General features: G+C 38.9%; 23 protein-coding genes. 9 read left to right on the forward strand and 14 right to left on the reverse strand.

Annotation, left to right across the window (positions count from 1 at the left end; translation table 11 throughout):
- Nucleotides 1-154: 154 nt before the first annotated feature.
- Nucleotides 155-937, forward strand: a complete 783-nt coding sequence (locus ACHWSC_RS15955) for an alpha/beta fold hydrolase (protein WP_394677405.1) — start codon at nt 155-157, stop codon at nt 935-937.
- A 254-nt stretch (nt 938-1191) separates the two neighbouring features.
- On the forward strand, nt 1192-1659 hold the full coding sequence (locus ACHWSC_RS15960; protein WP_394677406.1) for a nucleoside deaminase: 468 nt from the start codon (nt 1192-1194) through the stop codon (nt 1657-1659).
- A 12-nt stretch (nt 1660-1671) separates the two neighbouring features.
- Here ACHWSC_RS15960 and ACHWSC_RS15965 read toward each other — a convergent pair whose 3' ends face one another.
- The 4 genes from ACHWSC_RS15965 to ACHWSC_RS15980 form a co-directional block, all read right to left on the reverse strand.
- Nucleotides 1672-2535, reverse strand: a complete 864-nt coding sequence (locus tag ACHWSC_RS15965) for an SDR family oxidoreductase (RefSeq protein ID WP_394677407.1) — start codon at nt 2533-2535, stop codon at nt 1672-1674.
- A gap of 111 nt (nt 2536-2646) precedes the next feature.
- Complete coding sequence (locus ACHWSC_RS15970) at nt 2647-4761, reverse strand: catalase (RefSeq protein ID WP_394677474.1); 2115 nt, start codon at nt 4759-4761, stop codon at nt 2647-2649.
- A gap of 153 nt (nt 4762-4914) precedes the next feature.
- The gene (locus ACHWSC_RS15975; protein ID WP_394677408.1) at nt 4915-5826 is read right to left on the reverse strand and encodes a cation diffusion facilitator family transporter; all 912 of its coding nucleotides are present in this window, start codon (nt 5824-5826) and stop codon (nt 4915-4917) included.
- Nucleotides 5827-5931: 105 nt separating this feature from the next.
- Nucleotides 5932-6084 (reverse strand): hypothetical protein, encoded by a 153-nt coding sequence (locus ACHWSC_RS15980; RefSeq protein WP_394677409.1) that lies wholly within the window; start codon nt 6082-6084, stop codon nt 5932-5934.
- A gap of 310 nt (nt 6085-6394) precedes the next feature.
- On the opposite strand from ACHWSC_RS15980, the gene ACHWSC_RS15985 reads away from it, so the two are divergent.
- Nucleotides 6395-6958, forward strand: coding sequence for a ferritin-like domain-containing protein (locus tag ACHWSC_RS15985; RefSeq protein ID WP_120333747.1), 564 nt, complete (start codon nt 6395-6397; stop codon nt 6956-6958).
- A gap of 188 nt (nt 6959-7146) precedes the next feature.
- Here ACHWSC_RS15985 and ACHWSC_RS15990 read toward each other — a convergent pair whose 3' ends face one another.
- Nucleotides 7147-7332, reverse strand: coding sequence for a hypothetical protein (locus tag ACHWSC_RS15990; protein ID WP_075993108.1), 186 nt, complete (start codon nt 7330-7332; stop codon nt 7147-7149).
- Nucleotides 7333-7578: 246 nt separating this feature from the next.
- Between ACHWSC_RS15990 and ACHWSC_RS15995 the strand changes: the two genes are divergently transcribed.
- Entirely contained in the window at nt 7579-7863 is a 285-nt protein-coding gene (locus tag ACHWSC_RS15995; protein ID WP_394677410.1) for a hypothetical protein, read from the forward strand.
- Between the two features lie 164 nt (nt 7864-8027).
- On the opposite strand, the gene ACHWSC_RS16000 is transcribed toward ACHWSC_RS15995, so the two are convergent.
- Nucleotides 8028-8528, reverse strand: coding sequence for an RNA polymerase sigma factor (locus tag ACHWSC_RS16000; RefSeq protein ID WP_120333749.1), 501 nt, complete (start codon nt 8526-8528; stop codon nt 8028-8030).
- A gap of 434 nt (nt 8529-8962) precedes the next feature.
- On the opposite strand from ACHWSC_RS16000, the gene ACHWSC_RS16005 reads away from it, so the two are divergent.
- Nucleotides 8963-9115, forward strand: a complete 153-nt coding sequence (locus tag ACHWSC_RS16005) for a lmo0937 family membrane protein (RefSeq protein ID WP_120333750.1) — start codon at nt 8963-8965, stop codon at nt 9113-9115.
- Nucleotides 9116-9167: 52 nt separating this feature from the next.
- On the opposite strand, the gene treZ is transcribed toward ACHWSC_RS16005, so the two are convergent.
- From treZ to treY, 3 genes are read right to left on the reverse strand one after another with little or no spacing between them, the layout of a single operon-like run.
- Complete coding sequence (gene treZ, locus ACHWSC_RS16010; RefSeq protein ID WP_394677411.1) at nt 9168-10985, reverse strand: malto-oligosyltrehalose trehalohydrolase; 1818 nt, start codon at nt 10983-10985, stop codon at nt 9168-9170.
- 14 nt (nt 10986-10999) lie between these two features.
- Entirely contained in the window at nt 11000-13108 is a 2109-nt protein-coding gene (gene glgX / locus ACHWSC_RS16015; RefSeq protein ID WP_394677412.1) for a glycogen debranching protein GlgX, read from the reverse strand.
- 8 nt (nt 13109-13116) lie between these two features.
- Complete coding sequence (treY, locus tag ACHWSC_RS16020; protein ID WP_394677413.1) at nt 13117-17319, reverse strand: malto-oligosyltrehalose synthase; 4203 nt, start codon at nt 17317-17319, stop codon at nt 13117-13119.
- Between the two features lie 198 nt (nt 17320-17517).
- Between treY and ACHWSC_RS16025 the strand changes: the two genes are divergently transcribed.
- The 4 genes from ACHWSC_RS16025 (at nt 17518) to ACHWSC_RS16040 (ending at nt 20872) form a co-directional block, all read left to right on the forward strand.
- Nucleotides 17518-18000, forward strand: a complete 483-nt coding sequence (locus ACHWSC_RS16025) for an adenylyltransferase/cytidyltransferase family protein (protein WP_201668003.1) — start codon at nt 17518-17520, stop codon at nt 17998-18000.
- 15 nt (nt 18001-18015) lie between these two features.
- The gene (locus ACHWSC_RS16030; RefSeq protein ID WP_394677414.1) at nt 18016-18498 is read left to right on the forward strand and encodes an adenylyltransferase/cytidyltransferase family protein; all 483 of its coding nucleotides are present in this window, start codon (nt 18016-18018) and stop codon (nt 18496-18498) included.
- 834 nt (nt 18499-19332) lie between these two features.
- Complete coding sequence (locus ACHWSC_RS16035) at nt 19333-20301, forward strand: alpha/beta fold hydrolase (protein WP_394677415.1); 969 nt, start codon at nt 19333-19335, stop codon at nt 20299-20301.
- Nucleotides 20291-20872 carry a YdeI family protein gene (locus ACHWSC_RS16040; protein ID WP_394677416.1) on the forward strand — a complete coding sequence of 194 codons (582 nt, stop codon included), beginning with the start codon at nt 20291-20293 and terminating at the stop codon, nt 20870-20872. The genes ACHWSC_RS16035 and ACHWSC_RS16040 overlap by 11 nt, the downstream gene beginning before the upstream one ends.
- Before the next feature lie 238 nt (nt 20873-21110).
- Here the strand turns inward: ACHWSC_RS16040 and ACHWSC_RS16045 are convergent, their stop codons facing one another.
- The 5 genes from ACHWSC_RS16045 to ACHWSC_RS16065 form a co-directional block, all read right to left on the reverse strand.
- Nucleotides 21111-22268, reverse strand: a complete 1158-nt coding sequence (locus tag ACHWSC_RS16045; protein WP_394677417.1) for an aldo/keto reductase — start codon at nt 22266-22268, stop codon at nt 21111-21113.
- 126 nt (nt 22269-22394) lie between these two features.
- A complete protein-coding gene (locus ACHWSC_RS16050; RefSeq protein WP_394677475.1) occupies nt 22395-22880 on the reverse strand; it encodes an MFS transporter in 486 nt (161 codons plus the stop codon).
- Nucleotides 22881-22883: 3 nt separating this feature from the next.
- Nucleotides 22884-23729 (reverse strand): aldo/keto reductase, encoded by an 846-nt coding sequence (locus tag ACHWSC_RS16055; protein ID WP_394677418.1) that lies wholly within the window; start codon nt 23727-23729, stop codon nt 22884-22886.
- A gap of 24 nt (nt 23730-23753) precedes the next feature.
- On the reverse strand, nt 23754-24326 hold the full coding sequence (locus ACHWSC_RS16060; RefSeq protein WP_394677419.1) for an NAD(P)H-binding protein: 573 nt from the start codon (nt 24324-24326) through the stop codon (nt 23754-23756).
- 131 nt (nt 24327-24457) lie between these two features.
- Nucleotides 24458-25435 carry an aldo/keto reductase gene (locus ACHWSC_RS16065; RefSeq protein ID WP_394677420.1) on the reverse strand — a complete coding sequence of 326 codons (978 nt, stop codon included), beginning with the start codon at nt 25433-25435 and terminating at the stop codon, nt 24458-24460.
- Nucleotides 25436-25496 lie beyond the last annotated feature (61 nt).

Consider the following 25496-nt stretch of genomic DNA (forward strand, 5'->3'; position numbering starts at 1 on the left):
GCGGGTGACAATTGTATTTGCGAAATCAATATACAAACTATTTTTTAAAGCGTTTTACTAAATGAACTGATCGTAAAATCAGCGAATTATTAGTATTTGATAAATGAAATTTATTTGAGAATCACTATGTTTGAGAAGATCAAATTACAGTATTATGCAGAAGCTAATAAATTCTAAAGATGGGACGCTTATAAACTACGATATTTCAGGGAATGGTACAACAGCATTGGTTTTTGTTCACGGCTGGTTAGGAAATCTCCGATGGTGGGACTATCAAGAACAATATTTTAATGATAGCTATACGGTTATTCGGCTAGATTTAGGTGGTCATGGGAAATCAGGTAAAGAGAGAAAAACATACACACATACTGACTACGCGGAAGATATAATTACTGTGGTTAATGATTTAGATAGTAAAGACATTATACTTGTCGGACACTCAATGTCTGGGCCATATGTTCTGGAAGCCTCACTCAAACTAGCCGCTGTTAAAGCTGTGGTTCTAGTGGATACAATTAAGGACCTGGACAAAATTTTTACTCCTGAACAAGCTGAGAAATTAATGTTTAGTAGTTACAGACAAGATTTTAAATTGGCTGTAAAAGAGCTACTTCCACAATTCCTATTTGTAAAAGAAACTCCAAATGATGTAAAATTGCGATTACAAGAAGAATTTCTAGAAAACTCTGGTGAATTTGCTTCAATTGTTTTGGAACCATTATATAAAGTTGATGTCCAAAAATTAGCTAAAAAAATAACTATTCCAGTAAGAGCAATTAATTCGGACGCAAATCCTACAAGTATAACAAACAACCAAAAATATTTTAAAGATTTTGGCTGTAAAATTATACAAGGGACCGGACATTATCCAATGCTAGAAAAACCTGAAGGTTTTAACTTATTACTTGAGGAAGTACTTCAAGAATTTAAATCTTAAATATTTGTAACCTTTTTATGGTCATCAATATTCAATAAGATAAACTAACTATAGGATATAAACTTAGCAAAAGCAATTAGTTACTCTAATTGCTTTTTATTATACCTTAAATCGGTAATGAAAATCTAAATAATTTGCAAATTAAGTGGCATAAGAAAGAGAAGGCTTTTTAAGAATAAAACGGATATTACGCCTCACATTTATCTGAATACCGTTAGTTTTAACAGAGGTGCAGAATCTAATTAAAAGGAAAAATGGAAAATTACAATCAATATATGCTTGAATGCATAGAACTGGCAAAACAGGCTCTGGAAAAAGGAAATCCGCCAGTAGGTTCTGTCTTAGTTTTTGAAGATAAAATTATTGGCAAAGGTATTGAATCGGGAAAATCAAGTGGAGATATTACGCAGCATGCTGAGATTTTAGCAGTAAAAGATGCGTTGAAAAGTGGTTATCGAGATATTTTAGAAAAATCGGTTATGTTTACCACGCACGAACCATGTATAATGTGTTCCTATCTTATCAGACACCATAAAATTGCGAAATTGGTTTTTGGAGTTTCCGTTCCATTCGTTGGTGGGCAGTCTTCGGAGTTTAAAATTCTTGAAACGGAAAATGTTCCGAAATGGGGAAATAGACCTGAAATTGAATCGGGAATTTTACAACACGAGTGCGAGATGTTGAATCAACAATTTATAGAATATCTTTCGAAGCAAAAATAACTAAAAACTTATCTAACCATTTACGACTTCTCCTCCATTGGGATGTAAAACTTGACCGCTCATAAAATGTGAATCTTCGCTAGCTAGAAATAGAAAGCTTGGCGCAATTTCATTAGGCATTCCTGCCCTGTTCATTGGAGAGTCGCTTCCAAATTCGGCGTTCTTTTTAGGATCAAAAGATGATGCTATCAATGGTGTCCATACCGGACCTGGAGCAACAGCATTGACCCGAATTCCTTTAGCTATAAGATTTGCTGACAAGCTCCGTGTAAACGAAATTATTGCACCTTTTGTTGCAGAATAATCGATTAACTTTGGACTGCCTCGATAGGCAGTCACCGAGGATGTATTAATTATGCTTGCTCCCTTCTTAAGATACGGTATGGCATACTTCGTAACCCAGAAATAGGAAAAGAAATTATTCTGAAAAGTCTTGATTAACTGCTCAGTGGAAATTTTTTCAATTGATTCTGTTTCCCAGTGAAGCCCCGCATTATTAACAATAATATCAATTTTCTTATGCGCTTTTACTGCAATTTCAATGACTTTTTTACAATGATTTTCTTTTCCCAAATCACCTTTAATCAGCGTACATTTTCGAGAGAACGATTCAACCTCTTTTTTGGTTTGTTTTGCATCTTTTGCTTCACTAAGATAGGCTATAACAATATCGGCTCCCTCCTTCGCAAATAACAGAGCTACAGCTTTGCCGATACCACTATCTCCGCCCGTAATCAATGCTACCTTATTTTTTAATTTTCCTTCTGCAGGATACTTTAACGGAGAAGTGTCAGGAACTGGTACCATATTTATTTCCAGTCCCGGTCGCTTTTGCTTTTGCAACGGTCGAATCTTTTTACTTGCTTCTTTTTTCATGCTACTTCTTGTAAATAATTATAAGCAATTGCTGATTTCCAGTCCTACTTCTATTCGACTGTAAAACAAATAGTCCTTCTACCGAAGAACTATTTATTGTATATCAAGAAATCAAGAAGGCACCTTTCTTGATTTTTCTCTTTCCCAAACACGGTGGCCTTTCATTACCGCTATAAAATCGGCTGTTAAATTGTCCTTGCTTTCGAAAATAACGCCTTTATCTTTTTTAATAAATGACTGTTCAGCTAAGCCTTCAGCATCTTTGGCAAATGCCAGGGCCTTACAGTGTCGGTAGCCTTCATTGATAAAATGGAGATAATCGGCATTTTGCGCAAGAGTCTTTACTGATTCGCCTGCTGGTGTGAAGAATGCATCGTAACAAACTGAGGCCTCTGTAAGATAGGAATGTTGGATATCTTCTTCTGCCCCTTCCATGAACCGGATCTTTCCGACATGAGATGCAATTAACACGGCCTGCGCTCCTTCGCTTTCAAGTGCTGTTTTCATTTTATCTATGGAAGATTTGCTGGCTCCATTATCAACAAGGAAAGCGATCTTCCTGCTCTTGATTGTACCCTCGCCGTCTTTTACTTTCATACTCAAAGCAGCAGACTTGTCAACTTCTGGTTTGACTGGTTTAAGTGGATATTGAGGATGGTTCTGCCGTGCGAATTTAAGGGTTAATGGATCGAGTTCTTTTGGCGGGGTAAGCCCGAGGTTTGTACCAACATTTTTTGCTAATCCCTGGTCTATCTGATTCAAAATAGCCAGTTCTCGCTTTCGTATATTGACATCATTTACTTTCGAAAGCTCAAAACTCAGGGCATTGACCATGTGATCCTGTTCTTCTGGGCTCTGTGAATTAAAAAATAGTCTCGCTTGTGTAAAGTGGTCTGCGAAGGAATCTGAGCGGGCCCTAATTTTCGAGCCATCAATAGGTTGCTTATGGGATTCAAATCCTACCCCATCATTGAGCATTGCATGATAAGGACAGCCTGCAGCTTTACTATTGGGGAAATAACTCACAGCACCTTTAGGAATCTCAGACCGCGCAAAACCATCTTTTTGGTTATTATGTTTGCCGGTCACGGGACGATTGATAGGAAGCTCATGGAAATTCGGACCACCTAATCGATAATTTTGGGTATCCATGTACGAAAATATTCGCCCTTGCAAAAGCGGATCATCCGAAACATCTATGCCTGGCACTAACCTTCCGGGGTCGAAAGCGGCTTGTTCGGTCTCTGCAAAAAAATTCTCTGGGTTGCGGTTTAGTGTCATCGTTCCAATAATCTGAACAGGCACCAGTTCCTCTGGGATAATCTTTGTTGCATCAAGAATGTCAAACGAGTATTTAAATTCATCGGCCTCAGGAATTAATTGAACGCCGAGATCCCACTGCGGAAAATCGCCCCTTTCAATAGCTTCATAGAGATCTCTTCGATGAAAATCAGCATCAAATCCTGAGATTTTTTGAGCTTCGTTCCATGCGACTGAATGTACTCCTAATCTGGGTTTCCAATGAAATTTAACGAATGTGCCTTTACCTTGAGCATTCACAAATTTAAATGTATGGACACCAAAACCTTCCATCATCCTTAAACTTCGGGGTATGGCACGATCTGACATCGTCCACATGATCATGTGTGCAGATTCGGGCATCAGTGATACAAAATCCCAAAAGGTGTCATGTGCAGATGCCGCCTGCGGCATTTCGTTATTTGGCTCTGGTTTTACCGCGTGAATGAGATCTGGAAAATTCATCGCATCCTGAATAAAAAAAACTGGAATATTATTCCCCACAAGATCGTAATTGCCTTCTTCGGTATAAAATTTAACAGAGAAACCTCGTACGTCTCTAGCAAGGTCGGTAGAACCTTTGAAACCTGCTACTGTGGAAAATCTTGTAAAAAGAGGTGTTACTGTTCCTTTTTTTAAAAATGCTGCGCTTGTATATTGAGATACGTCAGCGGTCGCTTCGAAAATTCCATGGGCTCCTGATCCACGCGCGTGAACGACACGTTCTGGTATACGTTCGCGGTCAAAATGCATCAGCTTATCAAAATAAATATGATCCTGTTGTAATGATGGCCCCCGCTCACCCGCCTTTAATGTATTGTTGTTGTCGGAAATAGGAACACCATCATTGGTGGTCATAATCTGCTCTGAATTGTCCACTAAATGCTGATCTATCTCAGCAGTTTTTAAATTCTTTTCTTTTTTCATATCCAATGCTGTTCTGGTTTGATCCATCAGGTGAACAAAACCAAAGTCTGAAAGGTTTGGCAGGTATTTACATTTGCCAGGATTACCGACAATTCTGACGCTATGGTCTTGGAGATGACGTTTTTGATTGTTCGCCAAAAGGCATGTATATGATCATTCTGGTTGAATAATCACAAAGTGTACAAACTCAAATTCATTTTTTATATCCTCACGAATCCGGCGTATCGCCTCGGTGATTTCCTCTGTTTCAAGATGATCTTCAAAATCAATAATAAGCATCAATACAACGTACTCTGGCGATTGATAAGTGGATAGTATGTTTTTAGTTTTTACAACAGCCGAATCCTTTTCGGCAAGCTGGGCGATTTTCAATCTTGTTTCTGAAGCAATTCCCTCTCCCATTAATAAGCTTCTGCTTTCTCTAGCCAATATAAAGGATACAAAAACCAACAACAAGCCTACGATTACTGAAGCTAGGCCATCTAATTCAGGAATCTGCAAGTAATGACTTAGTCCCATGAGTACCATAACGATTATTAACCCTGCCACAGCTGCACCATCTTCAAAGACCACAAGGAAACTGGAAGGATCTTTACTCTTAATAATTGCATCCCACCAACCCATGCCATTGCGGGTTTTATTGAATTCTTTTAAAGCAATAAAAAAAGAAGTTCCTTCAAAAATTAAGGAGAGTATGAGCACAATATAATTCCAAAAAGGATCGCTCATTAATTCGGGTTCCATGATATGAGCTATACCCTGGTAAATAGATAATGCCCCTCCAAGCCCAAAAATAAGAATGGAAACAACAAAAGACCAAAAGTATAGTTCTTTACCATAACCAAAAGGATGAGACTGGTCGGGCGGCCTCTTACTTCTTTTTAAGCCATAAAGTATGAGCAATTGATTTGCAGTATCTACCGTTGAGTGAATACCCTCTGAAATCATGGAGGAACTATTTGTAAATGCTCCCGCGATGAATTTAGTTAATGCAATTAATACATTCGCCGCGAGTGCACTGTATATTGATTTTTTATTACTGGTTTTTAATTCCGGATTATCCATGGAGGTTTAAATGCATTTATTTGGTATATTTTTCAATTACTTTTTTAAGATCAATACCTTTACCAAGGACAGGCTTAAAAATATCACCTTCGCTATTCATCCTTTCTAACGTAATTCTGTTCCACTTGGTTTCCCGCCAAAGGGTTCCGGGGTTTTCTCTTCGGTACGCTTTTGCCGATATTTAGCTAATTCCGTAACTGTATCTTTAGGGGATCTATTTCTAGCTGTTTTTCCTTTTTTTGATTTATTATCGGCCATGATCGGTATTTTAAAAATTAATATATTGGTAAATAATAAAATGCATATTACGCTACCAGTTAATTCGATTTTGATATAGCACAAAACTCAATACGAAATGGTTTTCTCTCATTTAGCAAATTGCTTTTTATGGCCTGATAAATATTAATCTGAACAATATTGGAGTGCGAAAGGTTTCGCTAACAGGATTGTACCAAACCTTAGAAGAGAATATCGCTTTCGCTTTTATATGATAACAGTTAAATATCTTTTATTGAACTAAAGTGGTTTGGGCTGGGTTATCTATGCAATAACACTTAAAATTTTTATTATGGCAACTACGAAATCTGTACCGGCAAAAAATGCCACAAAAAAACCTTCTGGTAATACCGGAAAAATGAAAGACAGTGAATTCCACGAGTTTTTCGTCGATGAACTAAAAGACATTTATTGGGCCGAGAAACACTTAGTGAAAGCTTTACCCAAAATGCAGAAAGCGGCAACTAGCGAAAAACTCGCTGCTGCTTTTGAAAAGCATACCAAGGAAACTCAGAAACATATAGAAACTCTTGAACAAGTATTTGAGCAATTGGGAGAAAAAGCTGTTGCTAAAAAATGTGACGCTATGCAAGGACTACTTGATGAAGCCGATTCGATCATTTCGGACACAGAAAAGGATACTTTTACCAGGGACGCAGGCCTCATCCTTGCAGCACAGAAAGTAGAACACTACGAGATCGCTACTTACGGTACTCTTCGCACATTTGCAGAAACGATGGGACACGACGATGTTGCTACACTGCTCCAAAAAACCTTAGACAATGAGAAGGATACCGACGAAGCATTAACAGGGATAGCAGGCGGTTTCGTAAACGACAAGGCTGCACAAGAATAGTTGAAATACAGCAAAAACCTTGGCCAACAGCTAAAGGCATTTTACGAAAACAATGCGAGGTATATCGTTGTTATTTATATTCTCAACTATATTAAGTAAAATTCATGTGTGAAGGTCGGGCTTGATAATCCGACCTTCATTAATTTTTAGCAAAAGCCGAAAATTAGAATTCCAGAAATGAGCCGCCTTTAAGACTCGTCTTTCGTGTTCTTCACAAGACTTATTCCTGATGAGAAGAAAATAAGCGCCAAAATGCCGACTACTGCCAAATTCGTATAGGCATTACTTTTCATGATCAGTTCATAGCCGGTATAGATTAGTCCTACAATACCCAATACTGTGAGAATAGTTCCAAATATTCTTTTTACGTTCATGATGAATATATTATTTTTTTGAATCCTTTTTGCCTGAAAATTTTTCTATTTCACCCTCAAGCTCCTGCTTTTAATTACTGATATAACACGTCTCAAAAACAAATAGATTGCTTTTGCAAAATAAATTATCGGATCGCCAAAAAAACAAAAATGGTATACGACTGTTAAAATTATCGCAGATCAAAATTCCAAAATTTATGATCTGAGATAAGATCACTATAACTTTAACTTTCAATTTGTAAGATTATGAATGGTATTATTTTTCATGGTACTGAGATTCATTATGGCGGCATAGCTGAGTTCTTATTCAGCCCGGAAATTGGTTATAATGCGATGCCAGCGATTATCGAATTCCTCGGTGGCGAAAAAGCCTATGCCGAAATTATCCACGCTCTTCCTTCAGAGATCACGATTACAGTGGGTGAACATTCAACCGGGAAGGAAGAGAAAGTCCCCCAGGAAACCTGGCTACTTCGCTATGATAAAAAAGAGGACAATTGGAAAATAGTTGAAAAGCTGCAGCCGGGATGAACCTTCGTCGGAGTGCAATCATATTCAGTTGATGAACATACGATTTCCGCAAAGGAACTATTGCTTTGAAAGTATACGAAAGAAAGGCTGACCTTAAAAAGTCAGCCTTTCGCAAAAATCAAGCTAAACTGAAACGTTAGCGCTTGTTTTATTTATTGGGATTGTCAATTTAACCGGTAGACCTTAAGCTGTTTTTGCAGCTTTTTTCTTACCATATGGATTCGAGTTTTTATTGTACCTTCTGGCATATCAAAATAGGATGCAATTTCATGGTATTTATAACCATCTAAAAACAAACGGAAAATTTCATAGTTTTCTGCCGTTAAGCTGTTCATCGCACGTTCGATATCTTCGGCCATAAACTTATTGATTCCTTTGTTGAGTTCTGTTGTATTTGTACTTTCCAAGACCACATATTGATCTTGAATCTCGGTGCTACGCTTTGCTTTTCTATACTTATTGATGTAAGTATGTTTCATAATTACATATAACCAGCTCATTAGCTTCGGATGCTGAACAAAATTGTCTATGGACTTCAATGCGCGTATCCACGTTTCTTGGATCAGGTCTTCCTTTTCATCCGGATCAGCTGTAAATTTAGCAGCAAAATGATGAAGTAAACTTCTTTTTTCGTTGATGAGTACATTTAAATTGTGGTTGTTCATAACTTATCCTCTTTCTTTATTCAACTGATTGTTTAAAATGATTTTACAAGAAAAGGATAACAAGAAGAGTGCTAATTTTGAGGGCCAATTTGCACGTAAAATAAATAGCATTGCTAGCGGTAAAAATACGTTGTCCTTATTTACAAAGCCTATTAAGCAAATTTTAATGGATTTTTGCGCTTAATTTTAAATACAGATAAAAAAATAAGCAAATAATAAAAAAAGACAATAGGGTATTTATATATGGGGAAATGTTATAAATACGTTTATTCTAAAGTGTTATTTGCAAACCAGTTTGGTGTTCGGTCGCTGAAAACTGTACACCTTATTAATAACTAACAACTAACGATTGATAACGAACAACTAACGTTTAAATTTTATCCATTCAAACCATAATCCATCGAAGGCTGTTCTACTGCAAAAACAAATATATTATGGGAAATTTATTATATATCATTGCTGTTATTTTAGTCATTATTTGGGCGTTTAGTTTTTTTGGAGGTTATGCTACAGGGAATATAATTCACGTTTTATTGGTTATCGCCATTATTGTCGTTCTGTTACGTGTCATCCGAGGGGCTGCTTAACGCGATATAAAAACCTGATGTATGGTATATAAATTTTTTATATACCATACATTTAGATAGAAATATAGACCTGACCTGACCAGGGCTTTAGCGATGCGACAGTGATTTGAGCATAATCAGTATCTGACAAAACCGCGGCATTCATTTCATTCGTATTAAATATCATTTTCCATTGCAGATCTTCAGGCAGCGTTACCTGTTGTACAGTGGCAGAAAAATTCATCAGTACAACTAAAGAACTATTGTTTTTTCTCATCGATAAGATAAGTACTTTTTGATCTGGGAGACATTTAGCCGTCATTTCATCGCGCTGTATATTTTTCAGCACAGGATTGGTTTTACGGAATGCTATCAGGGATCTATAATAAGATAAATGTTTCTGATGGACTTCGCTATCCTGTTCGTCCCAATTCAAAACGGTATTCCTAAATGTCGTCTCGTCCTGCGGATCGAGAAATTCTGAATCTTCAAAAAAATCTTCAAACTCTTTTTTCCGTCCCTCTCTCACCTGCTCTACAAGTTTGGGGTCACTATGACTGGTAAAATAGGGAAAAGCTCGTCTTGTACCCCATTCTTCTCCCATGAACAGTAAAGGAAGATACGGTGATATGAGCACGGCAAAAGCCATAAGTCGCGTAACTTCTACAGGATAGAGTGAAGCCGCGCGATCGCCCATCATCCTATTGCCGACTTGATCATGATTCTGGCAGAAAACTATAAAGTGATCCCCTTTGATACCGAGAGTGTCCGTTCCAAAGAATTTTTCCCGATGGGGAGAATAGTTGCCATCGAATACATATGCTTTTTCATAAGCTTTTGCGAGATCGGCCAATCCATTAAATTCCTCATAGTACCCTTTTTTGGGTTCGCCCACGCTTACTCTTAAAGAGTGGTGAAATTCATCTAGCCATTGTGCGTCCATCCCGAAACCATTTTTCGCCAATGGGTCTAAAAATCGTCTATCGTTGAGATCGCATTCAATAAATAGAAAATGGTTTTTTTCGGATTTAGCAATAATTTCATCCGTTTCCTTACGAATTTGCTGAAGGATATGAACAGCGTTAAAATCCTTGATTGCATGTACTGCATCCAAACGCAGCGCATCGATATGAAAGTCTTCAAACCACATGCGTACATTGTTCAGTACCAGATCCCGCTGTCCATGACAATAGCTATCGTCATAATTCAGCGCATTACCCCAAGGCGTATGGTATTTGTCGGTAAAATATGGGCCATAATTCGAGAAATAGTTTCCCTCCGGACCGAGATGATTATAGACGACATCCAAAATTACCGCAATATTGGCCTCATGACAGGAATTCACAAGCCTTTGGAATTCCGAAGCGCCACCATAGGAATGCTGCACTGCAAAAGGAAAAACACCATCGTAGCCCCAATTTCTCTCACCAGGAAACTGTGCAACAGGCATAATTTCAATAGCAGTGATCCCCAAATCTTTCAGATAGGGAATCTTTTTGATAACACCATCAAAATCATGGGATGAGGTAAATGTTCCTACATGAAGCTCGTAAATAATAAAATCAGACAATGCTGGCGGCCGATAATCTTTATCGGTCCAAGAAAAAGTGAGATCAACGATTTTTGAGGGACCATGTACACCTTCTGGCTGGGAAAGCGAAATCGGATCCGGCAATTCGTTGCCATCGACACTGATCCAGTATAAATCTCCCGCTGCTAATAAATCGTTCTCTGCGTACCAATAACCATATTGCTGGGGCTTAAGCGCGATCTCTATATCTTTTTGATAAAATCGGCAAAGCACATTCTTTGCCATTGGTGCCCATACGCGAATCTGCCAAAGGTCACCATTGCGAAGAATACCCAATTGTTCAATTCCTGTCTTGCTCATCAGTATCCCCCACTTTATTGTGATTGAAATAAAAGTATGGAACGTGAGGGCACTAAAATAGAATCTCCTGCTGAATAGTTTCCAAAGCTTTCTATCGTATCATTATTCGTATCTAAGATCTTGAACCAACCAGCCCCATAATTTTCACCGGGGAGCGTGTAGGTTACATCTTCCCAATACGCATTAAATATCAGGTAAAAATTAGCATCCACGATTTTCTTTCCATTGGTATCTACTGATCTAATTGCCGCACCGTTTAAAAACACAGCGAGTGAGCGCGCATAGTCTTCCTGCCAGTGATGATCATCCATCTCAGATGCATCTGGAAGAAACCATACGATATCTTCAACACCTGTACCGCGGATAGGCAATCCTTGAAACCATTTGCGACGACAGAATACCGGATGTTCTCGCCTAAAATGGATCAATTTTTTAGTGAAGTCCAATAAAGATAGGTCTACATTGGCCCAGTTGAGCCATGAAATCTCATTGTCCTGACAATAGGCGTTATTATTGCCCTGCTGTGTTCGCCCCTGTTCATCGCCAGCGACAAGCATAGGTACTCCCTGGGAAAGAAATAATGTGACGAGCATGTTTCTTTTTTGTTTTTCTCTCAGGTTATTTACCGTAGAATCCTCTGTGGGTCCTTCTGCCCCACAGTTCCAGGAGCGGTTGTGGCTTTCTCCATCTTTATTATCCTCACCATTAGCTTCATTGTGCTTTTCGTTGTACGATACCAGATCGTGGAGCGTAAATCCGTCATGTGCAGTAATGAAATTTATACTGGCGGAAGGTGTACGATTGTCTCCCCGGTATAAATCGGACGATCCAGTCAGGCGATTAGCAAATTCAGCGATCATACTGTCCGCTCCAATCCAATAATCGCGGATACAGTCACGATACTTTCCATTCCATTCGGCCCAACCGGCGGGGAACTCGCCGACCTGATACCCCCCTTCTCCAATATCCCATGGTTCGGCAATTAGTTTAACCTGTGAGATCACGGGATCCTGATGGATAACGTCAAAGAAAGAGCTCAATTTATCTACGTCATGGAGCTCCCGCGCTAATGCTGATGCCAGATCAAAACGGAACCCATCAACGTGCATTTCCTGCACCCAATAGCGTAAACTATCCATGATCAACCGTAGTACGTTAGGCTGGCGGGTATTTAATGTATTGCCTGTTCCAGTAAAATCCATATAATAACGTGGATCTTCAGCCAAACGATAATATGAAGCATTGTCAATTCCTCTAAAAGAGAGTGTTGGCCCCATTTCATTCCCTTCGCCTGTATGATTGTAAACGACATCAAGGATAACTTCTATCCCTGCACTATGAAGTGCTTTTACCATTTCCTTGAATTCCAAGACCTGTTCTCCATGGGTACCCGAAGCAGAATAGCGTACATCAGGGGCAAAAAAACCGACACTGTTATATCCCCAATAGTTAGTTAGTCCTTTATCTTGTAGGTGACGGTCAGTAATAAAATGGTGTATAGGCAATAATTCAATTGCAGTGATCCCCAGTTCCTTTAAGTAATTTATGGTGACAGGATGCGCCAAGGCAGCGTATGTTCCTCTTATTTGTTCGGGAATCTCTGGATGAGTTGCTGTAAAACCTTTTACATGTGTTTCATAAATCACACTTTGGTGCATCGGTACACGCGGAGGATGGTCGTCCCCCCAATCAAAATGACCGTCTATAACCACGGATTTCGGGACGAAAGGAGCGCTATCAGTTGTATCCAAACTTAAATCGTCCTCTCCTATATTGTACGCAAATAAAGCATCATTCCATTGTACGACACCCGAAATTGCTTTTGCATAGGGATCAATCAGTAATTTATGGGGGTTGAAACGATGTCCCTGGGCCGGATCGTAAGGACCGTGCACGCGATAACCGTACAGTTGTCCTGGTTTAATTCCCGAAACATAAATATGCCAAACTTGATGCGTCTTCTCCGTTATTTTAAATTTCTCGATTTCTTGTTGGTTCGAACTATCATAGAGATAAAGTTCGACAGCTTCGGCATTTTCGGAGAAAAGGGCAAAGTTAACCCCTTCTCCATCGTAAGTTGCGCCTAAAGGATAAGGGCTTCCTGTATTGATTTTTGTTTCCATCTTTATGTTTAACGGTTGTATAATTTTGTATAGTCATTTAATCTCGCCTGAAGTTTTGGAGAAAAAGCTCTTTTCTGCATGCGCCACAACCAATTTCCGGTCGTACTGGCAGGTCGGTTCATACGACATGATCCATCAAGATTGAGGATATCTTGCATCGCAACAATGACTGTATCTGCGACAGAAGCGTAAAGTGATCGTATAAGGACCTCATTTACATTTCCACTGTCAACAATTTGTCCAAAATAGGTATTGATATTTATTTTACCCGATGAATTAAGATCTTCACGATACCAAGAAAGTGTCGTATTATTATCGTGTGTTCCAGGATAGGCAACAGAATTTCTGCAATAATGATGTGGAATATGGGGTGAATGTGCCATATCGTTATCAAAAGCGAACTGTAAAACCGCCATGCCCGGAAAGTTGTATTGATCGCGCAGATCGTATACCTTCGCATCGATGTCTCCAAGATCTTCAGCGATAAAAGGCATGTCATCTAAATGAACTTTTACTTGATCAAAAAAATCCGAACCAGGGCCTGTTGACCAACGTCCATTCTTAGCGGAAGTTTCTTCAAAGGGAACTTCCCAATAGGAAGAAAATGCCCTAAAATGATCAAGCCGTAGTCTATCAAACAGCGCGCAATTGTGTGAAAGGCGCTCAATCCACCATCTGTAGCCATCTTTTTTGAGTGATCCCCAATGATAAGTCGGCATTCCCCATAATTGCCCCGCTGCATTAAAGTAATCAGGCGGAACCCCAGCAACATTTTTAATAGTACCATTTGCTTTTATTGAAAAATAGTGCGGATTGGCCCAAACATCGGCAGAATCATAGGCAACATAAAATGGGATATCACCGATAAATCTTACTCCATAATCGTATGCGTAGTTTCTTATGGCATCCCATTGTCTGAAAAATAGGTATTGAAACCATTTTTCCTTTCGCAATTCATCTGCGAATTCAATTGCGAAATCGTTAAGTGCAGTGCTGTCGCGATGTTTGTATTGTGTTGGCCAATCGTACCAAGGACGATTCCCATGTCTGTTTTTTAGAACTTTGAAAAGTGCATAATCCTTAAGCCACGAAGATTCACGGTCTACAAATTCGGAGAAATCAAGCGCATGTTGAACAGAAAGACGATTAAATGCCTTCTCCAAAAGTTTGTATTTTGTGAAGACTATATCAGCAAAATCTATTGTTTTAGAACTATTTCTTTTTAAAGCCTTTAGTTCCCCTCTTTCCAATAAGCCAAATTCCAGCAATTCGTTTAAATCGATGAATAATGGATTACCTGCTCTACTACTTAGGGTGCTGTAAGGAGAATGGTTTTGCTCAACATCTGTAGGCCCTAAAGGAAGTACCTGCCACCAGCTTTGGCCGCTATAATGCAGTTGTTTAACAAAACGACGAGCTCCGGATCCCAAATCACCAATTCCATAGGATAATGGCAATGAGCTGATATGCATTAAAACACCCGCACTTCGTTTAGGTGGGGTACTTTTGTATTTTAAAATAGCCATTGGAAGATCCCTAAAAATGGCATTCACTGAAATTTCTGTGCCTTCGCCCGCTATGTCAAATAGCATGTGATGCCAGGCCACGGAATGATTTACGGAAAGATGAACGCTCGTATCTGCCCAGTCAAATGAGCCAGTTACGAATTTGGAGATTTTACCGATAGCAGCGAGGTGTAGCGGAAGTACTATGATCATCCAATCATCTCCAGATCTACGCGCGAATGCCAAAATATGTTTACGGTAACGACCGCTTACTTTTAATGGAATATAACTGCTATCTGAGGCAAGTGCAGGATCATGCTTTCTGAGTTTTACCAATTTCTTAACTAACCATAGTTTAATTGTCCCATCGTATCTATTTTGCCATAATTGTCTAATTCGACTGTCGTTGGGCATATTTTCAATAGCCTTCAGCAGATTTTCACTTAATTGATAATCTATCGGTCGTCGATTGTCGGGATCAACAAAACTATGGTTCCAGAGTTCCGACCCCTGGTATATATCAGGTACACCTGGACAAGTAAATTTCAAGATTTGCTGTGTGAGCGAGTTTAAAATCCCGAAATCAACTACCGCTTCAATAAATTGATAAAAGCTCGTAAAAAATGGACGATCTTTATCAAGCAAAAAAGAGGCAAATTCCCGAACAGCGTCTTCATAGATTAAATTTGGATTTTCCCAGCTCGAGCGCTCTTTCCCTTCGCGTAGATACTTAACCAAGTAGTCCAAAAAACGTTTTTCAAAGGCGACATAAGCTTCTTCATCCTGTTTTTCCATTGGAAAAGAGGCTACCAGCGACTGATAAATAAAATATTCATCATTCGGATGTGGGAGGTCTTTTCGATATTCATTCCAAACCACATCTTGCCAAATCTGAACCTGTTTAACCCATTTCTGAGCCATAGCGGTGAGGACTAATAAGCGACTTCGCGAATCCTCACCACGTTTGGTATCGTGTGTAGAACTTGCATTGATGGACAGTGGCCAAAATTTTTGCCTTTCCTGCATTAATTTGTGGAATTTCTTTTTACTTAGCCCCCAGTTATCCGGATGATCGCCGACTTCATTGTGTCCTATAAAACGGTTGTATGTATACATTAACGTATCTTCCACACCCTTAGCCATTACCGGGCCGGCCAACTGCATACATCGGAGAAAAAAATCAGCCACAGCAGTATGGCTCAGCGATTTTGAATCTACCTGTGCTTGCTCAAACAGTTCTCGAAATTGATTAACCAGCTTTTGATCGAGCTCGGGCTTTCGGGTCAACTTTTTAAAAAGAGAAGACAGCAGATCAAAATTGTTTGCCAACAGTGGAAAGCTTTCTTCATATAATCGATAAACAGGGAAAAATCCCAAAAAAGAGCTTAGAATATCTCTTAAAGGACCTAGCTTATTCGGACTTTTAACTGCTAAAAGAGATGCCAATGACCGGGCTAGGTTATTAAGCTCGCCCTGCATGTGCTCATTGAGAATTATGCTCTTTTTTCCATACTGTTGTTTTTTAATGGATAGATTTTCTCCAATAACTTTTCTATAATACTTATCTAATATATTCTTTCCCGATTTACAGGAGCAAACATTATTGGAAACCGACAAAAAATCGTAGCCTGTTGTACCCTGTATAGGCCATTCGAGTGGAAGTTTCTCCCCCTGTTCAAGTATTTTTTCAGCAACTATATAAGTTTGTGGACCGATTAATTTCCTCAAATTAAATAAATAGTCAGTAGGCTTATAAAGTCCATCAATATGATCAATCCTTAATCCGTCAATCAGTTCTTCATCGACAAGCTTTTTTATCAGCTTATGGGACTGCTCAAATACATTTTTGTCTTGTACATTTAAACAAATCAATTCATTGACCGTAAAAAAACGTCTAAAATTTATACGTTGATTTGTAAACCACCAAGGACAAAGCTCATAACTCTGACTAGCCACCAGTTCGTGAATACTTTCCAGATTATTATTAAATTGGTAAAGGACATGCTTTAATTTCTCATTGGGAAGGTTCTTAAAAATATCGGCACGCAGCTGTCTCCATTCCTCGACATCTCCATTAGCTTGAGCTGTATTTATTTGAACCAGAAGTCCACTAAAATCCGATTGGCTCTCTTTTAAATAATCATTAAGGACGAAAAAATAGGATTCAGGCGAAAGTGGATAAAGGTTTTCCTGATAAGAAAGATGAAGACTATCATCTGAGAAAACGACAGCAATTTCTTGGTTTGAAATCGTTTCGCCTAAAATCTTAGACAAGATAGGCACCATTAACTTTCCTTTCTCGAATAAATTGGAACTATAGCAGGTATCAAAAAAATGGCTAAATTTTGATGTCTGTCCAAATTCGAGCAGATTCATTAGCCATTCATTCGAGGGATGAAACGCCATATGGTTAGGAACAATATCCTGTAACCATTTGATATGATATTCACTTAGCTCTTTTTTAATGGATCTCAGCTCGTCCAGCGTACCAAGCTCACTATTTATTTTATTCAAATTTGTGCCGTCATAACCATGCATACTCCCTGGTGTTGACTGAAAAATAGGTGCAGCATAGATTGTATCGATGCCCAGATCTCTTAAGTAAGGAATAATTCTCTTGAAATCCGAAAAGTTAAATTCTTTATGAAACTGAATTCTGTAAGTAGTGTTTGGCGTATTTATGGATACATTTCTATTCATCTGCATGGCTCGCTGAATTTCATTTTAGATCAGAACGCCGGCCAGCAATTTTAGTTCATATGAATTTCAAAAAAGAAAGATGGAAAAAGGTCCAAGAATTCTGAAAATACTGCAGTAAAAAAATAATTTAAAATTAAAACGAATCTTTTTGAGCTACGTTCTAACTATACTTCTTCAATAATTGCAGTTTTAAACTAATATAAAATGAAAAAAATAGGAATTACGTTTTCTGCTTTTGATCTGCTCCATGCAGGTCACATTAAAATGCTCGAAGATGCCAGAGAACATTGCGACTTTCTGATCTGCGGCCTACAAACCGATCCAACACTTGATCGTCCAGAGAAAAACAAGCCAACACAATCTGTATTTGAACGCTATATGCAATTAAAGGCATGTAAACATGTAGATATGATTATTCCATATGCAACAGAACAGGATCTGGAAGATGTATTACGTTCGTTCAAAATACATGTGCGGATCTTAGGCGATGAATATATGGATAAAGCATTTACAGGAAGGCAATATTGCGAAGAAAAAGGAATAGAATTGTATTTCAATAGACGAGAAAACAGGTTTTCGAGTTCTTCTTTACGCCGAATAATTGCATCGAAAGAAAGAGCCAGTCCGGGTTCAGTCGTGAACATAAATGAGGGAGTTAACTACGCCTTAAAGCGTATAAATGCATAAACTAATAATGAATATATGAACGTAGGTATTATTTTCGGCGTATTCGACATGTTACATGTGGGCCATATTGTTGCACTACAGGAAGCTAAGAGCAAATGTGATTATTTGGTTGTAGGACTTAAAACCGATTCAAACATACAGAATGCTGAATCCCAAGATGCAGCACAAACAATGGTCGAACGGTTTATCAAATTGGAGGGTTGTCAATTTGTTGATGAAATTATTCCCTTTGAATCAGATAAAGACATCACGGATATGCTTCAGTCGCTGCCCATTCACAAGTATTTTATAGGTGAAGAATATAAATTGGTTGATTTTTCAGGAAAGGATTATTGTATCTCGGAAGGAATCGAAATATGCTATACCAAAAACAAAAATAGGTTTTCGAGCCAATCACTTCGTAAAACTGTAAGTGATAAAGAAGCCGAAAAGGGAGAAAATGCTTTTCAGCACAAATCTGAGATGCTATCCCTAAATCAACGTATACCTCAATTTTAAAGGTAGCATTATATCGGTAGCGATAAGTAGAAAGCTTGTAAATAACAATAATATCGTTAGGTATGGAAAAAATCAATATTGGTATTATTACGAATTTGAGAAAGCTACTATTCGCCTACCGTATACTTTTTTCTGAGCATATACAAAGTCCGGCAAATATTGTACTTGAATCAACATCTATTGATTCTATCAGCAGCAATTCTTACGTCAATGAAAGGCCAGAATTGCTGCTGATAGATTATCGCCTCGTATTTAAAGACACGGCACTTTTCTTTTCGTTTGTAAATTATTTTTATCCCGACACGGTCATTTTACTTATTGTACATCAAACTTTTCTTGGGGAAGCAAAGCGATGTACAAATTATGTTCACTCGGTTTTATCCCCTAACCTGGACATTAAACAACTTTTTATGCTTATAAGAAATTCAATTTTACAGTCTAACATTGTTAAACAGTGAACTCACTTTTTTTAAACTAGATCATAATTCACAAAGAGTTAGATAATCATTTTTTATAAAAAAATAGATGTGTATTGGCTCTAAACTCACCAAATTTCCATTGAAATAAATGTGGTGGCTAAGACATTACCTGCATCTTCTTCTCATAGCAGGTAGAACCATCACCAAGTAAATCTACATAACTCCCCTATATCGCTACAAACAGTGGTGCCGATAGCAATATGGGCAGCTATTGAAATGTTGTAATTACAAAACACCCGATCCCTTGGTTTTAAATATTCGTTTTTTTTGGAAACACACTTTTGATTACTGACATTCAATTGTCACAGACCAGATTTAAATTTGCCTCATGACAATTTTATCAAACAATAAAAACATGAGCGACATAACATCCGATGCAGCATCCGATCAGATCGATTTTCCAAAGCCTACGCTGATTTCAGTTAATAATGTGGTATTAGAAGTATTTGAAGCAGGAAGACAAAATTCGGGGAAACCGATTATTCTCTGTCACGGTTTTCCGGAACACGCATTTTCCTGGCGTTATCAGATACCAGCTCTGGTCGCAGCAGGTTACCACGTAATTGTCCCCAATCAACGGGGCTATGGTAACTCATCCTGCCCGACCGAAGTAACGGATTATGATATAAAGCACTTGACGGCTGACCTTGTCGCGCTACTTGATCATTACGGATACGAGAATGCCACCTTTGTTGGTCATGACTGGGGTGCCAATGTGGTATGGAATTTAGCTCTATTGTATCCTGAACGGGTAAATAAAATAATAAACTTAGCGCTGCCTTATCAGGATCGCGGAGAACAACCATGGATTGAATTGATGGAAATCCTATTTGGAGAAGACTTCTACTTTGTTCATTTCAATAAGCAAACCGGAATTGCAGATGCTATAATGAATGAAAATGTACACCAGTTCCTGCGTAACATATTTCGCAAAGATATCCCTCCCGCTCCCCCTGCTCCCGGCATGCTAATGATCAATCTCGCAAGAGCAGTAGAACCCGTTGGGAAGCCTTTAATGGACAAAACCGAACTGTCTGTATTTGTTTCGGTCTTTGAATTATCTGGATTTACTGGCGCCATAAACTGGTACAGAAACCTTGATCGAAACTGGCACCTGATGGCGGATATCAAGCCGCTCATTCATCAACCGACGCTGATGATATACGGAGAACAGGATACGATTCCAAAGTCTGAAAATCTTAAAAATATCGTTCCCAATCTGGACATTGTCAGTCTGGATTGTGGTCACTGGATTCAACAGGAAAAACCGGAGGAAACAAACCGTTCAATTTTAAAATGGTTAGCCCAACAAAATGTACAATAAGGATATAGATACCTATTGTCCGCAAAACCAAACAGATTGGAGACAATGGTTGGATGAAAACCATCTGTCCAGACAGTCTGTTTGGCTTGTCTTTTATACAAAAAAGTCGGATATTCCTTCATTAAGTTGGAGTGAGGCCGTTGACGAAGCACTTTGCTTCGGCTGGATTGACAGCACAAGAAAGACGATTGACGATTCCTCTTACACGCAATTTTTTACCAAACGTAAACCAAAAAGCAACTGGTCAAAAATCAACAAAGAAAAAGTTAAGCAACTCAGTGAAAGTGGGCGAATGACAGAGGCGGGTTTAGCATGCGTAGAAGTTGCAAAACAAAATGGATCATGGACAATTTTAGATGAAGTTGAAGATCTGATCATTCCAAATGACTTAGAAATTGCTTTCGAAAAACATACTGGCTCGAGAGATTATTTTCTAAGTCTGAGCAAATCAACAAGAAAAATAATATTAGGCTGGATTATCCTCGTCAGAAAACCGGAAACTAGACAAAAGCGCATAGCTGAGGTTGTAGAAAGTGGAGCACTACATCTAAAACCAAGACATTTGCGGTAGAGAGATAATTATATGCTAATAGAAGATTTGTTTTAACATGATTTTCCATGTCTCACTGTATGATTGGCGCAAAAACAATACATCCTTTTATTTTAGCTATCGAAATGTCAGAAGTAAGAGATTAATCTTATAATAAAAAAGCTTCGAGAACAATTCTCGAAGCTAAACCACTATTTAGTATTTCAAAAATCCAGAGAGATGGAACGGACTTAAGAAATTAAGCTTTTTTTATTCATTATTACTTGTTTGGTTGTTGTGGATACCCAGTTGTATAACGTTCACCAACAATCTTTACCGAAGACAGTTTTTGGGTCAGTTCTTTAAATTCTTTCGCCGAAAACTGATAATCAGCTGACCATAAATTTTCCTGGAGGTGTGCCAGTTTCGTTGTGCCAGGTACTGGAACGATAAAAGGCTTATTTGACAAAAGCCAGGTTAAAGCTACTTGTGCGACGGTTATACCGCGATGATCGCCAAACTCCTTCAGTATATCAATGATCCCCCAATTTGCAATGATATTTGCTGGCTCATAGCGCGGTAGTGAAGTCCTGTTGTCATTAGCAGGATTGTATGTTGTCCGCTCATTGATATAACCGCTGATCAGTCCGCGGCTCAAAGGACTATAAGGAACAAACCCTATTCCAAGGTCTTCACATAAATCAAGAACGCCATGCTCCGGATTTCGTGTCATCACTGAATATTCACTCTGTATGGCTGTTACAGGTTGAACGGCATGCGCTTTACGAATGGCATCTAAACCATCTGCACTGGTATTAAAATCCCTTTCACTTAGACCGAAATGTTTTACTTTTCCCTCCGCTATAAGATCTTTTACCGTACCAGCTACCTCCTCCATCGGGATTTTGGGGTCGATACGATGCTGATACAACAGGTCTATATAGTCTGTTCTTAAGTTTTTAAGGGAATTTTCAACAACCTGTCTTATTCTTTTGGGACTACTGTCAAGACCTATTTCAGGTCTGCCGTCTATAAAGCCGAATTTTGTGCACACCAAAATCTCTTTCCGTATAGGTTCCAGTGCTTCCCCGACCAGTTTTTCATTTAATACCGGACCATAGGCTTCTGCCGTATCAAAAAGATTCACTCCTAAATCAGCCGACTTGCGTATAAGCGCTATCATTGCCTTTCTGTCAGGAATAAAACTGCGATGATAGCTCATACCCATACAGCCAAGACCAAGGGCTGATACCTCTATACTGTGAGCACCCTTCCCAAGGACGCGGGTCAGTGACTTCTTTGGCTTTTCTTTTTCGCTGTTGGCAGCCGGAATATCCGTATTGCCAGCCGGAATATTTCCGAATCCTGAAGATGCACATAGTGCTAATCCCGATAATAGTCCTGCTTTAAGGAAATGTCTACGATTGTTGTTCTCCATATCTTTCTATTCGCTAAAAGTTTTATAATTCACTGCTTATCAAAGTTCTTAATATTGACCGAAAGGAGCCTTATACAAATTACTGTATTAACTACCAAAATTACTGATAAAGGCGCAAAGGCAAATTCAAGGCTTAAAATTCTTGCCGGAATGCATTGAATACATACCGAGCATAGCAGAAATAATTAATAATACCATTCCAATAAGCAATATACTATCAAAAGAAATAAAGCCGACCAGGTAGCCCCAACCACCGGACATGATCGCTCCACCGCCAGACAGGGCTATCGATATATTGGAAAATAGCTTAGCATAGTCTTTGGTACCGAAGACTGTACGGACAAGCAGAGCAGTCTCCACGGTCACTGCTGCATATGCCCAACCATAGAGAAAGCCTCCGGCCACCATAAATGCGAGTTCTTTTTTACCAATGAGCAAGAAAGTCAGCCCTATCATACCAAAGACCGAAAATGCAAGAATACCAAGCTTTGCACTCCTGTCATTGATCCACCCAAGGGCCACTTTGCCCAGGGTAACACCAAGCATAATGGAAGACGCAACAAAAGAGGACTGTTCTATGGTAAATCCAACACTGGTAATATAAGTTGGTATAGACTATCGATTCAATTTTGAAAACCACTCGACACGGTCGGCATCGCGATGATCAAAAAAACTACTAGCTTTCCGATCGAGGCTTTTTATCGCTAACATTTCTTCTTCTGTCAATTCAAAATTAAAAACCTCAAAATTCTCCCTGATACGCGCTGGTGTAACCGATTTTGGGATGACAACAATGTCCCGCTGGATCATCCATCTCAAAGTGACCTGGGCAACTGATTTCCCATATTTCGCCCCAATATTTCCAAGTAATTCATTTGTAAAGAAATTATGCTGGCCCTCGGCAAAAGGAGCCCAGCTTTCATGCTGCACCCCGTATTTTCTCATAGTCAGCTGGTCTTCATAACGCTGGTGAAAAGGATGAGTTTCTATCTGGTTTAAGGCAGGGATGATTTCATTGTACGCTATCAGGTCGACCAGGCGGTCAGGATAAAAGTTGCTCACACCTATGGCTTTTATAATACCCGCTTTATTTAATTCTTCCATAGCTTTCCATGAACCGTAAACGTCATTGTAAGGCTGGTGCAAAAGATAGAGATCCAAATAATCCAACTGGAGTTTTGCCAAGGATTGCTGGAACGCATTTTGGACTTTGTGGTACCCATAGTCTGAAATCCATAATTTTGAGGTTATAAAGAGTTCGCTACGAGGGATGTTACTCTCTCTGATGGCATCCCCCACAGCTTTTTCATTACCATAGGCCTGTGCGGTATCAATGCTCCTATAACCAATTTCCAAAGCAGTCAATACACTTTTTTTACAGTCATCATAAGACGGAATCTGATAAACTCCATATCCCAGGGTAGGCATTTTCACACTATTATTCAATATTACATTTTTCATATTTTTATCATTCTTTTAATTCAATTAATTCGGTTTACTGATGCCCAGATTTTCCCTTAAATGACTATCGGCCGATTTTACTAACGTGGCAACAAATGACGCGATGCTTTTTCTGGAAACTGCTGAACCTGTTTCTGGCTCTCCCTTCTGTGTTAATGCATAATCCACTTCGTTTACATTAGTAAACCAGTCAGGACGGAGAATGGTATAATCTAAGCCTGAAGCCTCAATGATATCTGCCAATTTGCGATATGGAACTAAAATCGGTTTTACTCGTTCATCATAAATACCTTTTGAGCTAATAGCAATTACCCTTTTCACGCCTGTTTCTGACATTGCCTTTACGATGTTACTGGACATTTTCTCCAAATCACCGGCCAGGTTAATGTATACTATATCTTGTCCCTGAATAGCAGTCTTTAGCGCGGAATAATCCAGGACATCCGCCTCTATAATTCTACAGCTTCTCGTATCGTTGGAAATGTTATAGCTGTTTCGGGCGAGCAGCGTAAGTTCAATATCCTCTTCTTTTTGAAGAGCATCGATTACATACTTGGAAAGGCTACCACTAGCACCTATTATGATTACTTTTTTCATATTTAATAAATTCAAATCCCCGTACCTAATTTCGGGAGAATGTCTGATTTAGGATATACATGTATTACTGTATTAACTACCAATTTTACTGTTATCGTTACAGCATGAATTCATATTTTTACTTTTCTGTATTATTCTGATAAATTCAATAAATCTTTGTTTAGCCTTTCACCCTTAATATTAATTTTGGAAAGACCATTTTCAATTTCCGAAAGGTCGTCATTGGTCAACAGAACATCAGCCGATTTAATATTGTCTTCGATATATTCAATTTTGTCCATACCCGGTATAGGTACAATGAAAGGCTTCTGGGCTAACAACCATGCGAGGGCAATCTGTACCGTAGACACCCCTTTCCTTTCGGCAATATTTTTTAACATTGTGACCAGTGGCATATTGGCCGTCATCGCTTCTTTGGTAAATCTTGGAAATACTGCCCTAAGATCAGTTGCTGAATCAAAAGTATCCTCCGGAGAGATCGCTCCCGTAAGAAATCCTGTACCCAATGGTCCCCAAGGTACAAAGCCTATTCCCAATTCTTCACAAGTAGGAATAACGGATAATTCAGGTTCCCTTGTCCATACCGAGTATTGGTTCTGGACTGCAGTTACCACTTGAACCTGATGGGCTTTTCTTACTGTTTCGGCGTTAGCTTCTGAAAGCCCAAAGTATTTTACTTTTCCCTGTGCAATCAAATCTTTTGCCGCACCAGCAACCTCTTCAATCGGGACATTGGGGTCTACCCTGTGTTGGTATAACAAATCGATATAATCTGTTTTCAGTCTTTTTAATGATGCTTCTACTACGTTACGGATATGTTCAGGTCTGCTATTAAGGCCTCCTTCTTCTGAAATCATTCCGAATTTCGTAGCGATCATGACATCTTTTCTAAATGGCTTTACAGCTTCACCAACCAACTCTTCGTTTGTGAAAGGCCCATAGGCCTCTGCCGTATCAAAAAAGTTGATTCCCCTTGCGTAGGCCAAACGTATCACCTGTATACCCTCTTTGATATCCGCGGCTTTTCCAGTACCAAAACTGAGGTTCATACACCCCATACCGATGGAAGAAACTTCGAGACCAGCATTTCCTAATTTTCTTGTTTTCATATCATAAAATATATACTGCAAAATTCAATAGATGATTTCAATTATGCCTTAACCATATTAC

Origin of the sequence: uncultured Sphingobacterium sp., assembly GCF_964277905.1 — a bacterium.
Lineage (GTDB): Bacteria > Bacteroidota > Bacteroidia > Sphingobacteriales > Sphingobacteriaceae > Sphingobacterium > Sphingobacterium siyangense.